A 16,687-nucleotide genomic window follows, 5' to 3' on the forward strand; every position below is an offset into this window, starting at 1 on the left:
GTTTCCAACGCCGGCAAGGGTACGCCGATTCGGACGGATGGTTTGCCGCGCTGCAACAGCGGTCCGCCGGCGTCACTCCCACTCGTCTTTATAGACGAACTTGGGCATGTCCCAGTGGTAGCGGATCGCCAGCATGCGCAGCGCGAAGCCGATCGACATCGCACCCACCATCGCCGCCTCGTGCGGTACGCCCAGGTCCTGCGAACCCAGGTACAGCAGGCCGGTGAGCAGCGAGATGCTGGCGTAGAGTTCCTTCTGGAACAGCAGCGGCACCTGTCCGCACAGCACGTCGCGCAGCACGCCGCCGAAGGTGCCGGTGATCACGCCGATCACCACGACGATGAAGAACGGCACGCCCACCGACACCGCGATGTTGCAGCCGATCACGGTGAACACCACCAGCCCCAATGCGTCGAGCGTCAGGAACACATGACGCAGCCGCTTCATGAACGGCGCCAGCAATCCCGTCGCCAGCGCCGCGCAAATCGTCACGATCAGGTAGCTCGGATGCTCGATCCAGGCCAGCGGATGGTGCCCGAGCAGCACGTCGCGCACCGTGCCCCCGCCCAGCGCGGTGATGCATGCGATCACGCACACGCCGAACCAGTCCATGCTGCGGCGGCCCGCTATCAATGCCGCGCTCATGGCTTCGGCGGTGATCGCCACCAGATAGGCCCAATGCAGCATCGCGACCTCCTATGCGGCCCGGCGCGGCCGTGCGATTGTCCTGCGCGATCGTATCGCTTGTTGCCCGGCAAAACCCGTCCGGCTAATCTGCGCCGCCGGCCCGGAGAAATGCGATGACCGGCGAAATACCGGCGGTACAGGCCGCCGTGCTCGATAAGGCTTTGTCCGTATTGCGCGGCGACCAGCGCTTCGAAGCCGTGCTCGGCGGCGGTTCGCTCGTGCACGGCGGTTTCGACGCCTATTCCGATCTGGATCTGGTGATCGTGGTCCGCCCGGACGACTACGCCGCGATCCTGTCGCAGCGCGCCGCGATCGCGACGAGCATCGGCGGCCTGCTGGCGGCGTTCACCGGCGAACACGTCGGCGAACCGCGCCTGCTGATCTGCCTGTTCGGTCCGCCGCTGGTGCACGTCGATCTCAAGTTCGTCATGGCCGCCGATCTGCTGCGCATCGTCGAACGTCCGCGCATCCTCTGGGAACGCGAGCCCGGGCGCATGTCCGCGGTGCTGGATGCAGCCCATGTGCATTGGCCGGACCCGCCCGCGCAATGGTTCGAGGACCGCATCTGGATCTGGCTGCATTACGGCGCCGCCAAACTGTTGCGCGGCGAGCTGTTCGAAGCGCTGGCCATGCTCTCGTACTTGCGCGAGATGGTGTTGGGTCCGTTGTTGCATCGTCGCGCCGGGCGCCCACAACGCGGCGTGCGCCGCATCGAAAACGATGCCGGCGCGGCGGCGACGCTGCTGAAGACGATGGCCGCGTTGGATGCGGATGCCATCGCAACCGCGCTGATGCATGCGGCGGAGCTGTATGTCGCGCTGCGGCAGGACGACCCTCCGCCTGCCCCCGTGCCGCAGATGCCCGAGGCCTTGCGCGCCTATCTGCAGCGCGGATGAAGGCTCGCGCTGTCTCGGCACGGAAATTTCTGCGAAGAATGCCGGCCGGCGCCGGATTCACGTCGTTGGAACGGTCCGGCTCCTACTTTGCGTCGCTGATCCATCGTCCTCGTTCCAGTTACGAACCTTGGAGACCGCCATGTCCGATCCCATTCGCCCCAAGGCCGACGATTTCGACCCCGAAGTGCTGCGCCTGTTCGACCAGTACGTGCACGGCCTCATCGATCGCCGCGGTTTCCTGGCCGGCGCCGCGCGTTTCGCAGCCGGCGCCGCGGGCGCGGCCGGATTGCTGGCTGCGCTGAGCCCGCAATTCGCGGCGGCGCAGCAGATCAAGCCCGACGATGCGCGGCTGTCGACGAAGTACTTGGAATTCGCCTCGCCCAAGGGCTACGGCAAAGCGCGCGGCTATCTCGCCAAACCCGCCAAGCCGAACGGCGCACTGCCGGTAGTGCTGGTGGCGCACGAGAACCGCGGCCTGAATCCGCACATCGAAGACATCACGCGCCGGCTGGCGCTGGACGGCTTCATCGCTTTCGCGCCGGATGCCTTGTTTCCGCTGGGCGGCTATCCGGGCGACGAGGACGCGGCGCGCGCCGAATTCGCCAAACTCGACCAGGCCAAGACGCGCGAGGATTTCCTCGCCGCTGCGGACATGTTGCGGCATATCGAGGGCGGCAACGGCAAGCTGGGCGCGGTCGGTTTCTGCTGGGGCGGCGGCATGGTCAACTTCCTGGCTACGCGCCTGCCGAACTTGGCCGCCGCCGCACCGTTCTACGGCAACGCCGCGCCGCTGGAGGACGTGCCCAAGATCAAGGCGGAATTGCTGGTCGTGCTGGCCGCCACGGACGAACGCATCAATGCCGCTTGGCCGGACTACGAGAAGGCATTGAAAGCCGCAGGCGTGCGCTACACGCTGTACCAGCCCGCGGGCACGCAGCACGGCTTCAACAACGACACCACGCCGCGCTACGACGAAAAGGCCGCAAAAGAAGCTTGGAGCCGCACTATCGCGTTGTTCGACCGGCGGTTGCGGGGCAAGGGGTAATGCAACGCTATAGCCTGGGCTGGTTTCATCAACCCAGCATCGTGGCAACGCCGTAGCTGGGTTCGCCCTATCAACCCAGCACCGCATCAGAGCGAACTAGTAAGTTAGTAAGGCCACCCAGCCTATGGGTCTCGACACCGTTTGGCTTCTTCCGGAGCAATCCAGAAACCACTTGTATCCGACCCGCAAACATGATGGCATCCCCCGCCAACACCATCACCTTCTTTATTACGCCAGCACCTGACAAGGCATGCGTCCACAGTGTTACAGCGTTTTGCCACTGCAGCAAAAACACACCGCTGGGCGCTCGTACTATTCTCTGGAGGCGCGAAACGACATTCGTTTCCTGACTGCGTACCACGTGTTGGCACGCAACTCGATAGCACGATACACAAGGCACACAAGCAAGCTTTCATTGTGATTCCTTGCCAAATAGCTCTTTCGCATAAGCTTTTGCATCGTCCTCAGCTTTTGAACCAAATGCGGCATAGTCGTCGGCCGCCATTTGCACGTTTGCGGGCATGAAATGTCTGAACTCATGCGCCATGCGATTGGCCTGACGCAACGGGGTGTAGTCGAGGAATATTCCTGGATTTATATATATAAGCCCGTCTTTCGCTTTTGCTGAATAACTAACCTTATGTGCCTTATCAGGGTTTACTTCAATCGCAATCGACCTCATTGAATTGAATACCTCTATTTCATCCTTGTTGCCGCGGGTAGTCAGTTTCTGCCCAAGAGCATTCGCCGCATCGGCCACTTCTTTTAGACTTGATTCCCCAAACTTAGCCTTTGCCGCCGCGTACTCGTCTGAATCGCGACTCAGAATCCGCGGCTTCTCCAAATAGCCACCGGAAGGTGTTTTGGTTCTTTCAGTTACTACAAAATCTATATCGGCGGCAGAGTAAGATCGGGTTGACGTGTCACCCTGCGACAACCAGGATGCTCGTACGGCTTCCGGGACAGCATCGCCCTGCCCACCGCCGCTATCAAGCGATGCCGTGGCATTCGGATACCGCCCCAAGAACGACCGACTGTCCTCCGCTGGCTTGATCCGGCCTTCCTGCGTTGCCGCGTGTGTAGGCACGCTCACCCGATGCGCATGCGTGGGCGTAAGCGCATGCGAGCGCCCGGGCTCGCGTGCGTAGGTGGGCGTGTGCGCGTGAGCCGCCGCCGCCCGCCGGTCGTCCATCCGGTTCATGAACGCCGAGAAGGGCATGAACTCGCCCAGCGTGGCCTTGAAGAACTTCGCCGCCATCACCGGGGCGCCGATGATCATCATGGTCAGGATCACCCCGATCCCGCCCTGCTGCAGCGCCAGGCTCGTCACCCCTTCCGGGTTCGCACCGGTCCAAGTCGCCGTCCAGAAGGCGGCAGCCACCGCGCTGACCATCGGCAAGGTCATTTCCAGCATCACCGCCAGGGTGGCCAGCGAGAACATCGTGCCCAAGCCGTACAGCAGCCAACCGTCGAACAAGGGCCGGGTGCGGCGCCAAATCAGGCACAGCACGAACAGCGGACCCAGGCCGACGAATAGCGACAGCGCGATCTGGAACGTCAGCAGCAACGCTCCGCCCATCAAGGCCGGGCCGCCGATGCCCAAGGTGACCAAGCCCATGTCTCGGGCCTTGGCGGCTTGGATCTCGGCCGTCGACGCCTGGATCCAGTCGATGCTGCTCAGCGCCAGTTGCAGATAACCAAAACTGCGATCGATCTCAGCCAGAACGTCGCCGTCGCCGCCATGCACCACGGCCGCCACGGCGCGCACCAGGTCTGTGCCCAGCCACTCGAACAACGTGGTCCCGCCTAGGGTGGTGCCCATGGCCAGGCCCAGGATGACCACCGCACGCCATGTGTCGGTAAGCCTGGCAGCGGCCGAGGCCGAGACGTTGCCGGTGATGAGCTGATAGCCCTGCCAGGCCAGATGCAGTGTCAGCAGGCCCGAGGCGATGCCGTGGACCCAGGTCAGCATGCGGCTCAGCCAGCCGAAGGCCAGGGCGTCGAATTGGGCCAGCAGGAAATCGTAGACGGTGCGGAAAGCGATGTAGGCGGCGACATCGTCGATCATCTGAAGCCTCGTCCGTTGAGGAGTCTCAACAGACGGAAGCGACGTTAAGAAGTGGCCATCCCAACAAGCCGGCGACTAACCTCCAGCCGGCTTCGGCGCAGGCGGCGGATCGGGCGGCGTCGTGGGTTCCGGCGCGGGCGGCGGCGCGGACTGTTCGCCGGGCGCGGCCGGCAGATAGTACTTCACGCGATCGAAGAAGCGCTTGTAGAAGTCGACGTTCTGCACCGTATTGCTCGCCACGCGCACCAGCGAGGCGCCGCTGCTGCCGACCGGCAGCGACACCGAGCCGATCATGCCGACGCCGACGCTGGCCGAGTTCGAGGTGGTCTTCAACGCATAGCGGTCCTGCACCGCATTGACGAACACGATGGCGTGGCTGTCGTCCTGCGGCACGCAGGTCACGCGCACGTTGAGTTGAGTATGGGTTTCCGCGTCGGGCTGGAAGTTCTTGTTGGCTTCCACCGCATCGGCGCCGGTCTTGGCGATCACGTAACCCTGTCCGAGCAAGGCCCTGCGCGCGGACTCGCAAGCCGCCGCCTGCGAGACTTCGTACGTGCGGGAGTACGTGTCGTCGGCGCCGAACGTTTCGCCCGAGGGCGGCGGCTCCTGCTTGGCGCCGCGCATGCCGCAAGCGGCCAGCAAGCTGGCGATGGTGAGCGCGCGGGCGGCGAAACGGGTACGGGTCATGGCGGGGATCGCAGAACCGGGAAATCCCGAGTCTATCGGCACGCATGTACAGATCGCCTGAATAACACGCTGCGCGGCGCTTCCGGGCCGCCTGCGGCGATTAAAAAGTTCTTAACCCCCGCCCGGCAAGCTCGCCATCGCCTGCCGGCAACGCCCACGGCGCTTTTTCGTATCGCATCGCTGCCGGCCGTCGCCTTCCCTCTCCCAGGAGTCGCCATGCAAGTTTTTCGGATCTTGTTGTGTACCGCCCTGCTCGCGCCCGCAACGCTGCAGGCGCAGGTCGTGCAGAAATCGGACGAGGCTGCTGCCGGTGAACTGCCTTCGCGCTGGAGCCTGGGCCTGGCTGCTGCGGTCCGGCAGAGCGCCTATGCGGGCGAGGACCGCCGCAGCATGGTCTTCCCCAACGTGATCTACGAAGGCGAGCGCTTTTTCTGGCATGGCGGCGCGGCCGGCTATCACTTGACCAAACGCGACGGTTTCGTGTTGGACGGTTTCGTCGCCGCGCGGATGGACGGCATCGACGCGGACGATTTCGGCGTGCGCGAACTCGCGCAGCGCGGCGTCGACCGCCGGCTGCTGGACGACCGCGACGACAGCGCGGACGCCGGCTTCGCGGCGACGTGGAAAGGCGCGGCCGGCGAGTTGGAGCTCGACGTGAGGGCAGACGTCACCGGCACCAGCGAGGGCTACCAGACCTCAGCCCATTACCGCTATCCGTTCCGCTTCGGTGCCACGACGATCACGCCCAGCATCGGCGCCCGATCCCTATCCGCCGATATGGCCGACTACTACTACGGCACGCTGGACGAGGAAATCGCCCGGGGCGTCGTGCGATATCGGCCCGGCAGCGTGGTCGTTCCGGATGCCGGGGTGACGCTGGTCACGGCGTTCGCGCGCAAATGGCTGTTCATCGCCGGCATCGAATACCGCGCCTTGCCCGACGAACTCAAGGACAGTCCGCTGGTGGAGCTGGACGCCGACCATACGGCCACTTTCGTGATCGGCTTTTCGCGCGGATTCTGAGGCGGCAGTACGATCCCCACCGTGCGAGGCGGCAGGAAGTGGCATGCAAGCGGCGCGGTTATTGGCCCTTGCGGCGGCGTTGCGGTGCTTCGATCATCTCCGCTTCGGCCAGAACAGGACAAAACGATGGACATGCGCGTACTCGTCCGCACCGGCCTTTCGTTTTGCCTGCTGAGTGCCGCGTGGCCGCCCTCGCCTGCTGGCGCGCAGCAAAACACCGGTGCATCGCCGCATCACAACCTGCCGTCGGCGAAGCAGAGCGGACAACATGATTTCGATTGGGAAATCGGCGCCTGGAAGACCCATCTGAAGCGCCGCCTGCGGCCCTTGACCGGTTCCGACGAATGGGTCGAGTACCAGGGCACCAGCATCGTCCGCCAAGTCCTGGATGGACGCGCCAATCTGGTGGAACTCGAAGTGCAGGGTCCGGCGGGCCGCATCGAAGGCGTATCGCTGCGCCTGTACGACCCGAAAGCCAAGCTATGGAGCCTGCACTACGCCAGCATCGCCAACGGCGCACTCACACCGCCCGTTATCGGCCGGTTCGAATCGGGACGCGGCGAATTCTTCGCTTCGGACACGCTCGACGGGCGGCCGATACGGGTGAGGTTCGTCATTTCCGACATCACCCCCGACTCGGCGCATTTCGAGCAAGCGTTCTCCGCCGACGGCGGCAAGACCTGGGAAACCAATTGGATCGCCACCGACACGCGGACCGGAGATTGAAGGGCATGCCGATTCCAGCGCAGGTGCGCGCCATCCGCCAGGACGACTTCCCCGCATGGAAACCGTTGTGGGACGGTTACAACGCCTTCTACGGCCGCGCGGGCGAGACCGCGCTCGACGACCGGATCACGCAAACCACCTGGCAGCGCTTCTTCGACGACAGCGAACCGGTCTTCGCGCTGGTCGCCGAAGCGGACGGGAAATTGCTCGGCCTCGTGCATTACCTCTTCCATCGCAGCACCACGCGGATAGAACTCACTTGCTACCTGCAGGATCTGTTCACTGCCGAACCCGAACGCGGGCGCGGCATCGGCCGGAACTTGATCGAAGCGGTGTACCGGCAAGCGAAGGCTGCCGGCATCCGACGCGTCTACTGGCAAACGCAGGAGAACAACACCGTCGGACGTCGGCTTTACGATGACGTGGCCGAATACGAAGGTTTCATCGTCTACAGCCGCGACGGCTGAGGCCTATCGCTAGCGGTCGTCCCGCCGGGATGCCTTTTTGTGGGAGCGGCTTTAGCCACGAGCTTTTCGATCCATCGCGTCTCACGGAAAAAAGCGCGCGGCTAAGCCGCTCCTACGAAAAACGGTCCGCCAGCGCGTCGGTGGCTCCCACCAGCGCATCGACGATCGCCGGATCGGCCGCGCTATGGCCGGCCAGCACGACGCGGAAATCGGCTTCCGGCCAGGCCTTGGCGAGATCGTAGGCGCTTTTCACCGGACAAATGATGTCGTAGCGGCCGTGCACGATGGTCGCGGGAATATGGCGGATGCGCGCCACGTCGCGCAGCAGTTGATCGGTCTCCAGAAAAGCGCCATGGCGGAAGTAATGCGCTTCGGCACGCGCCACGCTGATCGCCACTTGCGGATCTTCGAAGCTGCCCGGCTCCAGCGGATCGTGCACCAACGTCGTGCTGCCGCCCTCCCAGTAACCCCAGGCGCGCGCGGCCGCCAGGCGCACGGCCGGATCGTCGTTGTCCAACCTGCGCCAGTAGGCCTCGATCATGTCGCCGCGCTCGTCGGCCGGAATGTGCGCCAGGTAGTGCTCCCAGCGTTCGGGAAATATCCACGAAGCGCCGCCGTCGGGTTCGTTGAACCAACGCACTTCGCCGGGCCGGCCGAGGAAGATGCCGCGCAGCACCAGGCCGAGCGCGCGTTCCGGATGCTTCTGCGCATAAGCCAGCGCGAGCGTCGAACCCCACGATCCGCCGAACACCACCCAGCGTTCGATGCCCAGATGCTCGCGTATCGTTTCGATATCGGCGACCAGATGCCAGGTCGTGTTGTCGCGCAGCTCCGCATGCGGCGTGGATTTGCCGGCGCCGCGCTGGTCGAACAGCATGATGCGATAGCGCGCCGGATCGAAGAAACGGCGGTGGTAAGGCGACACGCCCGCGCCGGGACCGCCGTGCAGGAAGACGACGGGCAGCCCGTCCGGATTGCCGCACTCCTCGACATGCAGCTCGTGCAGGGCGTCGACGCGCAAACGCTGCGTGCGATAAGGCTCGATTTCGGGGTACAGCTCGCGCATGGTCGAGTCTTCGGGGAATTACGCGAGCATAGCCTTAGTCGCGAACCGGGACTACCCGCGCTCCAGCGAAGCCATGTCGATCACGAAACGATAGCGCACGTCGTTCTTCAGCAGGCGTTCGTAGGCCTCGTTGACCTGCTGGATCGGCACCATCTCCACATCGCTGACGATGCCGTGCTCGGCGCAGAAATCCATCATCTCCTGGGTCTCGGCCATGCCGCCGATCGCCGAGCCGGAGATGCGCTTGCGGCCGAACATCAGGTTGACGCCGCGCAGCGCCGGCTCGAGTTCGGTCAACGCGCCCACCAGCACCATGGTGGCGTCGCGCTTGAGCAGCGCGACATAGGGATTGACGTCGTGGCCGACCGGGATGGTGTTGAGCAGGAAGTCGAAGCTGCCGGCGTGCGCGGCCATCGCGTCCTTGTCGCGCGAGACCAATACTTCGTCGGCGCCCAGGCGCTTGGCATCCTGGCCTTTGTCCGGCGTGCTGGTGATCATCACCACGTGCGCGCCCATCGCCTTGGCGAATTTGACGCCCATGTGACCCAAGCCGCCCAGGCCGATCACGCCCACCTTCTGTCCCGGGCCCACCTGCCAGTGGCGCAGCGGCGAATACGTGGTGATGCCTGCGCACAGCAGCGGCGCGACGGCCTTCAGGTCGAGCTTGGGCGACACCTTCACCACGAATCGCTCTTCGACGACGATGTGGTCGGAATAGCCGCCGAACGCCAATTCCTCGCTGTTGCGCAGCTTGCTGTTGTAGGTCCAGGTGGCGCCTTCGGCGCAGTACTGCTCCAGGTCCGCATTGCAATGCTCGCAATGCCGGCAGGAATCGACCATGCAGCCGACGCCGGCGTAATCGCCGACCTTGAACTTCGTGACCTGCGCGCCGACTTCGGCCACGCGGCCGATGATCTCGTGGCCGGGCACCATGGGGTACAGCGCGCCGCTCCAATGGTCGCGCGCCTGGTGCAGGTCGGAATGGCAGATGCCGCTGTACAGGATTTCGATGCGCACATCGTTCGGCCCGGGGCTGCGGCGTTCGAACGTGAAAGGAGCCAGCGGAGAATGCGCGTCTTGCGCGGCGTAACCGTGAGCCAGAGACATGGGGATATTACCTTGCGCGTGGGGATCGCCAGACGATAGACCATGGCGTTTGCGGCGTCATTGCACGATCGTCCGGACCTGCGGCATGGCATCGCAGGATCGGGCAAGCGGCACGGCGCTCTGGACATCGCCTGCACGCCAGCGCGCGCACAATCGCCGCACTTCCATCGTCAGGAGCGGCCCATGGAACTCAAGCGCGGCAGACTGATCGATCACCTGCATCTGCATGCCAAAGACCTCGACGCCAGCCGGCGGTTCTACGAGGCCGTGCTGAGCACGCTCGGCATCCCGGTGACGGCGGGCGACGGCCATTTCTACGCCGACGAACTCTGGGTGGACCGCGGCGAGCCGTCTACCCGCGTGCATTTCGCCTTCCAGGCCCTGGACCGCGCCACGGTGGAACGCTTCCACCGCGACGGCCTCGCCGCCGGCGGCCGCGACAACGGTCCGCCCGGCGAACGCGACTACCACCCCGGCTATTACGCCGCCTTCCTGCTGGATCCGGACGGCAACAACGTCGAAGCCGTTTACCACGGCCCCGCGAAACGGTCGGCCGATGCCGTGACCGTCGCCTGGTAACGCGGCGCGGGGGGCTTACGACCCGTCTCCACGCATGCGGCAAACGTGCGGGGCGCAGGTTACATTTGGCGCCGCCGCAACGCCGAGGCTCCGTTCTTTGATCGCACGATTCGCCCGTACGATGGCGCCGATATGGAAACGGATCGCGATCTACGGCCTGCTGCTGGCCGTAGCTGCGATCGGGTTGCAATGGCTCGACTACCAGCGCCTGGCGCGCACGCACTGGGACGATATCTACGCGCTCTGCATCGCCCTTGCCTTCCTCGGCCTGGGCGTATTCGTCGGTGCACGGGCGTTCGCCGGTGCGCGCAAGCCGCCGGCGTTCGACGGCAACCCGAAGGCGCAGGCGGCATTGGGGATCAGCGCGCGCGAACTGGCGGTGCTGCAGGAAATCGTCGCCGGCCGCTCCAACAAGGAGATCGCGGGCCGCCTGCACATCGCGCCGAGCACGGTCAAAACCCATGTCGCCCGGCTCTACGAAAAGCTCGGCGCCAAACGCCGCACCGATGCGGTCAACCGAGCCCGCGAACTGGGCCTGGTCCCCTGATCCGCCGCCCGCCGATCGGCCGATCGCACCAAAATCATCCTTTCGGCCGATTGCCGGAACCGCTTCGATCCCCGCCAATGGGCGCTCCCAACCCGAGGAGGCTATCCATGCTGCGCAAGATCCTGTCTTACGGCACCGTCTCCGGCCTCATCGTCGGTGGCGCGCTGTCCGTCATCGTCCTGACCCTGGGCGACCAGATGGGTCACGGCGCCATCGGCATGCTGGTCGGTTATCTGACCATGCTGGTCGGGCTGAGTCTGGTGTTCGTGGCGATCAAGCGCCACCGCGACGTGGACCTGGGCGGCGTGATCCGTTTCTGGCCCGCGTTCGGGCTGGGCCTGGGCGTAAGCTTCGTCGCCAGCCTGTTCTACGTGATCGCGTGGGAATCGGCGCTGGCCATCACCGGCATGGATTTCGCCGGCACTTATGCCAGCGCGGTGATCGAACGGCAGAAGGCCGCCGGCGTCAGCGGCGAAGCCCTCGCCAAACTCGTCGCGGACATGGAGAGCTTCAAGACCCACTATGCCAATCCGGCCTATCGTTGGCCGATGACGTTTGCCGAGATTTTCCCGGTCGGCGTAATCGTCTCGCTGATCTCGGCGGCATTGTTGCGGAACCGCCGTCTGCTGCCGGCACGTCGCGCATGACGCGGCCGTAGCCCGGGCAAGGCCGCAGGCCGCATCCGGGTCGCACGCGCGACCGGAAATACCGCGTCCCGGGTGCGCTGCGCTTACCCGGGCTACGTTCGTCGCGCATGAAGCAGAAAGAATGAAACACTAGTGCTCAATACTGACGACGATCGGAAAGCCGTCTTCTGACCTGCTCCAGCTGTCTTCTCTTACCGCTCATCCATGCTACCTAAAAGTAGACTACCTATCGCACTGTAGACTCGATCGCGCGTTTTCATAAGTTAGAGGCATGGCGATTCCGCTCATGCAGCGAATAGGGCGCGCGCTACGAACGCGCCGGAAGCATGCGGGCAGAAGCCAGGAAAGTTTCGCGGCGCAGATCGGCATGCACCGCACGTACTACAGCGCCATCGAACGCGGCGAGAAGAACCTGCAGATCGATACGCTGCAACGCGTGTGCGCGGGACTGGGCGTGCAGATGTGGGAAGTGCTCAAAGACGCAGACCTATAGCCCGGGTAAGGCCGCAGGCCGCACCCGGGTCCGCGGCAGCGGACAGGTCGCGTCGCGGGTGCGCTTCGCTTACCCGGGCTACGCCGGCTGCGGCGCAGGCGTGACGCCGCCGCCATCCTTCGGCCGCCGCGCCGATGGGAAGAACACCGCGATCGCCGCCGCCGCCAGGCCCACCCGATCGTCGATGCAGAGACCCGAGATTCGACAAGTGCCGTCATTCGATCGCCCCCCTGCGCACTGGAGCCAACCGAAGCTGCCTCGGCCCTCCGGACCGAAACCTCAGCCTGGCAGGAGCGCAGATTAATTCAACCAACTGGTTGACTTTACCCGAACCCGGAAATACATTCAACCTTGCAGTTGAATTATTCATCCCGTTCCCGCGATTCCTCGCAAACGCATCTAAGGAGAATTGCCCATGGTCGATATCCTGCACAGGGTCGGCATCCAGTCGTCGTCCGGCGCCGTCTACCGCGCCATCGCCACAAGCGAAGGCGTAGCCGGCTGGTGGACCGTCGACGCCGAGGGCGACGGCGGCGCCGGCGGCACGCTGCGCTTCCGTTTCGGCGAACTCGGCTTCTGCGACATGAAAGTGTTGGAGGCCGATCCCGGCAAGCGCGTGCTGTGGCAAGTGACCGACGGCCCGCGTGAATGGATCGGCACGACGGTGGCTTGGGACCTCGAGCAAGAGGACGGCGATACCGTCGTCCTGTTCAAGCACCAAGGCTGGAAGGAACCGGTGGAGTTCATGCACCACTGCAGCACCAAGTGGGCCGTGTTCCTGTTGAGCCTGAAGTCGTTGCTGGAAACCGGCAAGGGTTCGCCCTATCCGGACGACGTCAAGATCGACAACTGGAACTGAGCACGCCGGTTCGCGATGCCGGCGCTAGACGCCGCAGTCCTGACGCGACGCGTGCGAAGGGTTGGTCAAGAAGTCAGCGATGCCAGGCGCGGCAGACACAGCGACAGGACGCCGAGCCAAATCCATCCCACCACCACCGCGAACCAGATCCCCGCGATCCCCAACGGCAGCACCATGCCGCCGAAGAATCCCAGCACGACGGCGCAGCCGGCGAAAAGCGAGAGCAACGCGAGCGATGGCGCTTTCAGACGCCGCATTGGAGCGATCGCGAAGAAAGCGCTGGCCGCCAGGCAGACGAAGCCCAAGCTGCCCGCGATGAAATGGGTCAAGCCGGCAGCGCTGATGGACGTAGGAAAGCCCTCCGGCGTGCCGGGCGGAAAGCCGTCCACCGGATCGGCCGGAAATACGGCGGCGACGATCATGGCCGCACCGAAAGCGCCCAGAAGCCAGGGCGTCGCGCGCGCAGCCGATCCCAGCAAGCGTGCGAATCCCAAAGCAGCAGCGATCACCATCAAGCCGCTGATCGCGAAGTTCGCGGTTTGCACCCATCCGCCCGGTCCGTTGGCGAGCACGCTCAGCGGGTGCCTCGCGAAATCGAACCCGTCGCGGACCAGGGCCTGGATCAGCCCGACCGCCAGGTAGAACGGCCCCGCCGCCACGCCGCAACGCAGCAGCAACGGTGTCGCGATCGCGCCGCGCCCGGACCGCCCTGGTTTCGTTCCTGCCGGCATCGCGCCCATGGCCGCCGCTCGCCTATTAGTCGCCTCGACGGTATAATAGTTCACTCATGAGTGCAACATCCAAAAAGACCGCCGGCGCCCGGCGAAAAGCGCGGCGTACGCCGCCGCCGCGAGCGGACGATCCGCGCGTCGTGCGTTCGCGGGCGGCCGTGATCGAAGCGGCCCGGACCCTGTTCCTGCGTAACGGCTATGCGGGGACGACCATGGAAGACATCGCCGCGCTGTCCGGCCTGGCCAAGCGCACCCTGTACAACCACTACGGGGATAAGGACGCGCTTTTCGCCCAGGTCGTCGCGGACGTCACCGCGTTCGCGGACGCCTTCGTCGCCGAACTGCGCGAGTCGTTTCCCGGCGCGATCACCGCCGGCGATCTGCCGTCTGCGCTCGACGACCTGGGCCGACGTTTGGCCCTCGGCATCGTGCGGCCGCCGGTGATCGCGATCCGGCGGCTATTGATCGGCGAGTCTCGGTATTTTCCGGAGCTGGCGGCGGACTACTTCAATCGCGCACCGGAACGGGTCATGGACGCCCTCGCCGCGGGATTCAAGCATCTGGGACGCATCGGTTTGCTCGACGTAACGGATGCGCGACGCGCCGCCGCGCAGTTCGCCTACCTTGTGGCCGGAGAACCGCTCGACCGCGCGATCATGGTCGGCGCGGTTCCGCCCGCGAAGCAGCTCATCGCATGCGCGCAGGACGGCGTGCGGACGTTCCTCGCACGATACGCCGCCAAGGGCCGCCGCCGCGGAAAGCAGCGGTAAGCAAGCGAAGCCATGCCGGCCCGCATCCGCGCCTATGGCGAATACGGATGACGGAAGTTCGAAAAAAGAGCTTCGAAACCCGCCGACGCACTCTTCCAAACGGCCGGGCAGCCTGGGCGGGAGCCTCGACTCGGCGAAGCGCCGGATTTTCTACGTCTGAAGAGCGCCGGTGTCCGCGCACCGCAAGGTTCCGTAACTTTACTGATGCAGAGGCAGTAGAAGCACGATTGCGGCCATCCGTCCCGACGCGCAGATTCTGAGCATTCCGGCGCAATCGCCCCAAGTCGGAACGACGATGTACGAAGCCGATACTCTCGCGCCAGCGCTGCCTGCCGAAGTCGCGACCGGGCTCGAGGGCAAGGCGGACGTTTTCATGCTTGGCGATAGCGGGAATACGGGCCTCGGCATGGTGATATTGGGTTTGGCCTTGCTGTTGCGGTCGATCTATCGCTACTGGCGCGTAGGGCACGGCATCGAACACGGCCGATACGTCGCGCGCAGGCGGGGGACGCTCGTCGCCAGCTTGGGACTCTTCGTGCTGGGCGGGCTGACCGCCGTCTGGCTTTCCATCCGATCGGCGCCTGCGCCTACGTAGCAGGTCAGCGCCCTTCCCGACTCGATGCTCTCGACTTCCGACAGTACGGCCTTCCCCTGGAGAGACAACGCCATGCCCACTGCCAGCAAAGCCACCAAGCCCGCCAACGCCAAGAAAAAGGGCCCGCCCAACATCCTAGTCATTTGGGGCGACGATATCGGCCTCTGGAATATCGGCGCATACACGCACGGCATGATGGGCTGGACTCCCAACATCGACAGCATCGCGCGCGACGGCATGCTCTTTACGGATCACTACGGGCAACCCAGCTGCACCGCCGGCCGTGCCGCCTTCATCATGGGCCAGATGCCTGTACGTACGGGCATGACCACCATCGGCATACCCGGCTCGACGCGCGGCATCCAGAAGGGCGACCCGACCCTGGCGGAGGTGCTCAAGTCGGCGGGCTACGCCACCGCCCAATTCGGCAAGAACCATCTCGGCGATCGCAACGAGTTCCTGCCGACCATGCACGGCTTCGACGAGTGGTTCGGCAACCTCTACCACCTCAATGCGGAGGAAGAGCCGGAAGAACTTGATTATCCCGGGCAGAAAAACCCCGAGTACAAGAAGAAATATGGTCCGCGCGGGGTGCTGCACACCTGGGCGACCGACAAGGACGACGCCAGCGAGGATCCCAAGTTCGGCCGCGTCGGCAAGCAGAAGATCAAGGACACCGGTCCGCTGACGCGCAAACGCATGGAGACCTTCGACGGAGAAGTCGTGGAGAAGACGCTCGATTGGCTCGACCGCGTCGGCAAGGGCGACAAACCGTTCTTCTGCTGGTTCAACACCACCGCCATCCACATCCATTCGCATTCGCCGAAAAAGTACATCCAGATGGCGGTCGACGAAGGCCGGGCCGAGGAAGACGTGGTCCGCGCCAAAATGCTCGAACACGACGAGCAGGTCGGCCAGCTGCTCGCCAAGCTCAAGGCGCTCGGCGTGGACGACAACACCATCGTCTTCTACTCCACCGACAACGGCAACGAGCTGATGCTGTGGCCCGACGGCGGGTACGCGCCGTTCCGCGGCGAAAAGGGCACGACCTGGGAGGGCGGCTTGCGCGTGCCGTGCCTGCTCAAATGGCCCGGCAAGATCGCGGCAGGGAGCGTCTCCAACGAGATGCAGAGCCACGAGGACATGTACGTCACGCTGGCCGCCGCCGCCGGGCTGCCGGACCTCAAGGAGAAGCTGCTCGCCGGCTACAAGATGAACGGCACCGAGTACAAGGTGCATCTGGACGGGTACAACAACCTCGACCACTGGACCGGCAAATCGGCCAAGTCCGCACGACGCGAGTTCTTCTATTACGACGAAACGGACCTGATGGCGATTCGCGTCGACAATTGGAAGATGCACATCGGCGTGAAGCGCGAAGAGAGCTGGTGGGACGCGAAGTACTATCCCAGCGTGCCGTATCTCTTCAATTTGCGGATGGACCCGATGGAGAAGATGGATCCCCAGTCGCACGAATGGGGATACGCCGGGCGGAAGTTCTTCGCCGCCAAGTTGTGGGCGCCTACAGCCGCGGGCCCGTTCATCGCAGCGCACCTGAAGAGCCTGATGGATTTCCCGCCGTCGCAGGGGGCGGACACCTTGAGCATGAAGAAGGCGTTGGAAGACGCGCAGCGCAAGATGATGACCCCGCACGGCAGCAGCAACTGAGGCACGGCCGAATTTCGGCGACAGCC

The 16,687-nt window shown here is 64.6% G+C and carries 19 protein-coding genes; 13 read left to right on the forward strand and 6 right to left on the reverse strand.

Features of this window, described 5'->3' with window-relative positions; translation table 11 throughout:
* Positions 1-72 precede the first annotated feature (72 nt).
* The gene (locus M2650_RS09040) at positions 73-687 is read right to left on the reverse strand and encodes a trimeric intracellular cation channel family protein (RefSeq protein WP_249473420.1); all 615 of its coding nucleotides are present in this window, start codon (positions 685-687) and stop codon (positions 73-75) included.
* 113 nt (positions 688-800) lie between these two features.
* On the opposite strand from M2650_RS09040, the gene M2650_RS09045 reads away from it, so the two are divergent.
* Complete coding sequence (locus M2650_RS09045) at positions 801-1,583, forward strand: hypothetical protein (protein WP_249473422.1); 783 nt, start codon at positions 801-803, stop codon at positions 1,581-1,583.
* Between the two features lie 139 nt (positions 1,584-1,722).
* Positions 1,723-2,628 (forward strand): dienelactone hydrolase family protein, encoded by a 906-nt coding sequence (locus M2650_RS09050; protein WP_249473424.1) that lies wholly within the window; start codon positions 1,723-1,725, stop codon positions 2,626-2,628.
* A gap of 412 nt (positions 2,629-3,040) precedes the next feature.
* Here the strand turns inward: M2650_RS09050 and M2650_RS09055 are convergent, their stop codons facing one another.
* Both M2650_RS09055 and M2650_RS09060 read right to left on the reverse strand, forming a co-directional pair.
* A complete protein-coding gene (locus M2650_RS09055) occupies positions 3,041-4,696 on the reverse strand; it encodes a TrbL/VirB6 family protein (protein WP_249473427.1) in 1,656 nt (551 codons plus the stop codon).
* A 75-nt stretch (positions 4,697-4,771) separates the two neighbouring features.
* Positions 4,772-5,383, reverse strand: a complete 612-nt coding sequence (locus M2650_RS09060; RefSeq protein ID WP_249473429.1) for a DUF2242 domain-containing protein — start codon at positions 5,381-5,383, stop codon at positions 4,772-4,774.
* A gap of 216 nt (positions 5,384-5,599) precedes the next feature.
* Here M2650_RS09060 and M2650_RS09065 point away from each other — a divergent pair, with 216 nt between their 5' ends.
* From M2650_RS09065 to M2650_RS09075, 3 genes are all read left to right on the forward strand, one after another.
* Positions 5,600-6,406: a MipA/OmpV family protein gene (locus tag M2650_RS09065; protein ID WP_249473431.1), complete on the forward strand. Its 807-nt coding sequence runs from the start codon at positions 5,600-5,602 to the stop codon at positions 6,404-6,406.
* Between the two features lie 126 nt (positions 6,407-6,532).
* Positions 6,533-7,132: a hypothetical protein gene (locus M2650_RS09070; RefSeq protein WP_249473433.1), complete on the forward strand. Its 600-nt coding sequence runs from the start codon at positions 6,533-6,535 to the stop codon at positions 7,130-7,132.
* A 5-nt stretch (positions 7,133-7,137) separates the two neighbouring features.
* On the forward strand, positions 7,138-7,599 hold the full coding sequence (locus M2650_RS09075; protein ID WP_249473436.1) for a GNAT family N-acetyltransferase: 462 nt from the start codon (positions 7,138-7,140) through the stop codon (positions 7,597-7,599).
* A gap of 112 nt (positions 7,600-7,711) precedes the next feature.
* On the opposite strand, the gene pip is transcribed toward M2650_RS09075, so the two are convergent.
* Together pip and M2650_RS09085 are read right to left on the reverse strand one after the other, a co-directional pair.
* Positions 7,712-8,665, reverse strand: a complete 954-nt coding sequence (pip, locus tag M2650_RS09080; protein ID WP_249473438.1) for a prolyl aminopeptidase — start codon at positions 8,663-8,665, stop codon at positions 7,712-7,714.
* Positions 8,666-8,716: 51 nt separating this feature from the next.
* Positions 8,717-9,772 (reverse strand): NAD(P)-dependent alcohol dehydrogenase, encoded by a 1,056-nt coding sequence (locus M2650_RS09085; RefSeq protein WP_249473440.1) that lies wholly within the window; start codon positions 9,770-9,772, stop codon positions 8,717-8,719.
* Positions 9,773-9,955: 183 nt separating this feature from the next.
* On the opposite strand from M2650_RS09085, the gene M2650_RS09090 reads away from it, so the two are divergent.
* From M2650_RS09090 to M2650_RS09110, 5 genes are all read left to right on the forward strand, one after another.
* Positions 9,956-10,351 (forward strand): VOC family protein, encoded by a 396-nt coding sequence (locus M2650_RS09090; protein ID WP_249473442.1) that lies wholly within the window; start codon positions 9,956-9,958, stop codon positions 10,349-10,351.
* A 121-nt stretch (positions 10,352-10,472) separates the two neighbouring features.
* Positions 10,473-10,898 (forward strand): helix-turn-helix transcriptional regulator, encoded by a 426-nt coding sequence (locus tag M2650_RS16415; protein ID WP_283254638.1) that lies wholly within the window; start codon positions 10,473-10,475, stop codon positions 10,896-10,898.
* Positions 10,899-11,005: 107 nt separating this feature from the next.
* Positions 11,006-11,545 carry a DUF4199 domain-containing protein gene (locus M2650_RS09100; protein ID WP_249473444.1) on the forward strand — a complete coding sequence of 180 codons (540 nt, stop codon included), beginning with the start codon at positions 11,006-11,008 and terminating at the stop codon, positions 11,543-11,545.
* Positions 11,546-11,831: 286 nt separating this feature from the next.
* Positions 11,832-12,038: a helix-turn-helix domain-containing protein gene (locus M2650_RS09105; RefSeq protein WP_249474346.1), complete on the forward strand. Its 207-nt coding sequence runs from the start codon at positions 11,832-11,834 to the stop codon at positions 12,036-12,038.
* Positions 12,039-12,453: 415 nt separating this feature from the next.
* The gene (locus M2650_RS09110) at positions 12,454-12,897 is read left to right on the forward strand and encodes an SRPBCC family protein (RefSeq protein ID WP_249473446.1); all 444 of its coding nucleotides are present in this window, start codon (positions 12,454-12,456) and stop codon (positions 12,895-12,897) included.
* 65 nt (positions 12,898-12,962) lie between these two features.
* Here M2650_RS09110 and M2650_RS09115 read toward each other — a convergent pair whose 3' ends face one another.
* Positions 12,963-13,682, reverse strand: a complete 720-nt coding sequence (locus M2650_RS09115; RefSeq protein ID WP_249473448.1) for a DUF998 domain-containing protein — start codon at positions 13,680-13,682, stop codon at positions 12,963-12,965.
* A gap of 86 nt (positions 13,683-13,768) precedes the next feature.
* Here M2650_RS09115 and M2650_RS09120 point away from each other — a divergent pair, with 86 nt between their 5' ends.
* The 3 genes from M2650_RS09120 to M2650_RS09130 all read left to right on the forward strand — a co-directional run bounded on the left by M2650_RS09120 (position 13,769) and on the right by M2650_RS09130 (position 16,661).
* Positions 13,769-14,398, forward strand: coding sequence for a TetR/AcrR family transcriptional regulator C-terminal domain-containing protein (locus tag M2650_RS09120; RefSeq protein ID WP_249473450.1), 630 nt, complete (start codon positions 13,769-13,771; stop codon positions 14,396-14,398).
* 295 nt (positions 14,399-14,693) lie between these two features.
* On the forward strand, positions 14,694-14,993 hold the full coding sequence (locus M2650_RS09125) for a YidH family protein (protein ID WP_249473452.1): 300 nt from the start codon (positions 14,694-14,696) through the stop codon (positions 14,991-14,993).
* 72 nt (positions 14,994-15,065) lie between these two features.
* Positions 15,066-16,661, forward strand: coding sequence for an arylsulfatase (locus M2650_RS09130; protein ID WP_249473454.1), 1,596 nt, complete (start codon positions 15,066-15,068; stop codon positions 16,659-16,661).
* Positions 16,662-16,687: the final 26 nt, after the last annotated feature.

It is taken from the genome of Luteimonas galliterrae (assembly GCF_023374055.1).
GTDB classification, from domain to species: Bacteria; Pseudomonadota; Gammaproteobacteria; order Xanthomonadales; family Xanthomonadaceae; genus Luteimonas_C; species Luteimonas_C galliterrae.

Coding starts and splice junctions, on each gene's coding strand:
- M2650_RS09040 (WP_249473420.1), bottom strand. CDS start 687: ATGCTGCATTGGGCCTATCTGGTGGCGATCACCGCCGAAGCCATGAGC.
- M2650_RS09045 (WP_249473422.1), top strand. CDS start 801: ATGACCGGCGAAATACCGGCGGTACAGGCCGCCGTGCTCGATAAGGCT.
- M2650_RS09050 (WP_249473424.1), top strand. CDS start 1,723: ATGTCCGATCCCATTCGCCCCAAGGCCGACGATTTCGACCCCGAAGTG.
- M2650_RS09055 (WP_249473427.1), bottom strand. CDS start 4,696: ATGATCGACGATGTCGCCGCCTACATCGCTTTCCGCACCGTCTACGAT.
- M2650_RS09060 (WP_249473429.1), bottom strand. CDS start 5,383: ATGACCCGTACCCGTTTCGCCGCCCGCGCGCTCACCATCGCCAGCTTG.
- M2650_RS09065 (WP_249473431.1), top strand. CDS start 5,600: ATGCAAGTTTTTCGGATCTTGTTGTGTACCGCCCTGCTCGCGCCCGCA.
- M2650_RS09070 (WP_249473433.1), top strand. CDS start 6,533: ATGGACATGCGCGTACTCGTCCGCACCGGCCTTTCGTTTTGCCTGCTG.
- M2650_RS09075 (WP_249473436.1), top strand. CDS start 7,138: ATGCCGATTCCAGCGCAGGTGCGCGCCATCCGCCAGGACGACTTCCCC.
- pip (WP_249473438.1), bottom strand. CDS start 8,665: ATGCGCGAGCTGTACCCCGAAATCGAGCCTTATCGCACGCAGCGTTTG.
- M2650_RS09085 (WP_249473440.1), bottom strand. CDS start 9,772: ATGTCTCTGGCTCACGGTTACGCCGCGCAAGACGCGCATTCTCCGCTG.
- M2650_RS09090 (WP_249473442.1), top strand. CDS start 9,956: ATGGAACTCAAGCGCGGCAGACTGATCGATCACCTGCATCTGCATGCC.
- M2650_RS16415 (WP_283254638.1), top strand. CDS start 10,473: ATGGCGCCGATATGGAAACGGATCGCGATCTACGGCCTGCTGCTGGCC.
- M2650_RS09100 (WP_249473444.1), top strand. CDS start 11,006: ATGCTGCGCAAGATCCTGTCTTACGGCACCGTCTCCGGCCTCATCGTC.
- M2650_RS09105 (WP_249474346.1), top strand. CDS start 11,832: ATGCAGCGAATAGGGCGCGCGCTACGAACGCGCCGGAAGCATGCGGGC.
- M2650_RS09110 (WP_249473446.1), top strand. CDS start 12,454: ATGGTCGATATCCTGCACAGGGTCGGCATCCAGTCGTCGTCCGGCGCC.
- M2650_RS09125 (WP_249473452.1), top strand. CDS start 14,694: ATGTACGAAGCCGATACTCTCGCGCCAGCGCTGCCTGCCGAAGTCGCG.
- M2650_RS09130 (WP_249473454.1), top strand. CDS start 15,066: ATGCCCACTGCCAGCAAAGCCACCAAGCCCGCCAACGCCAAGAAAAAG.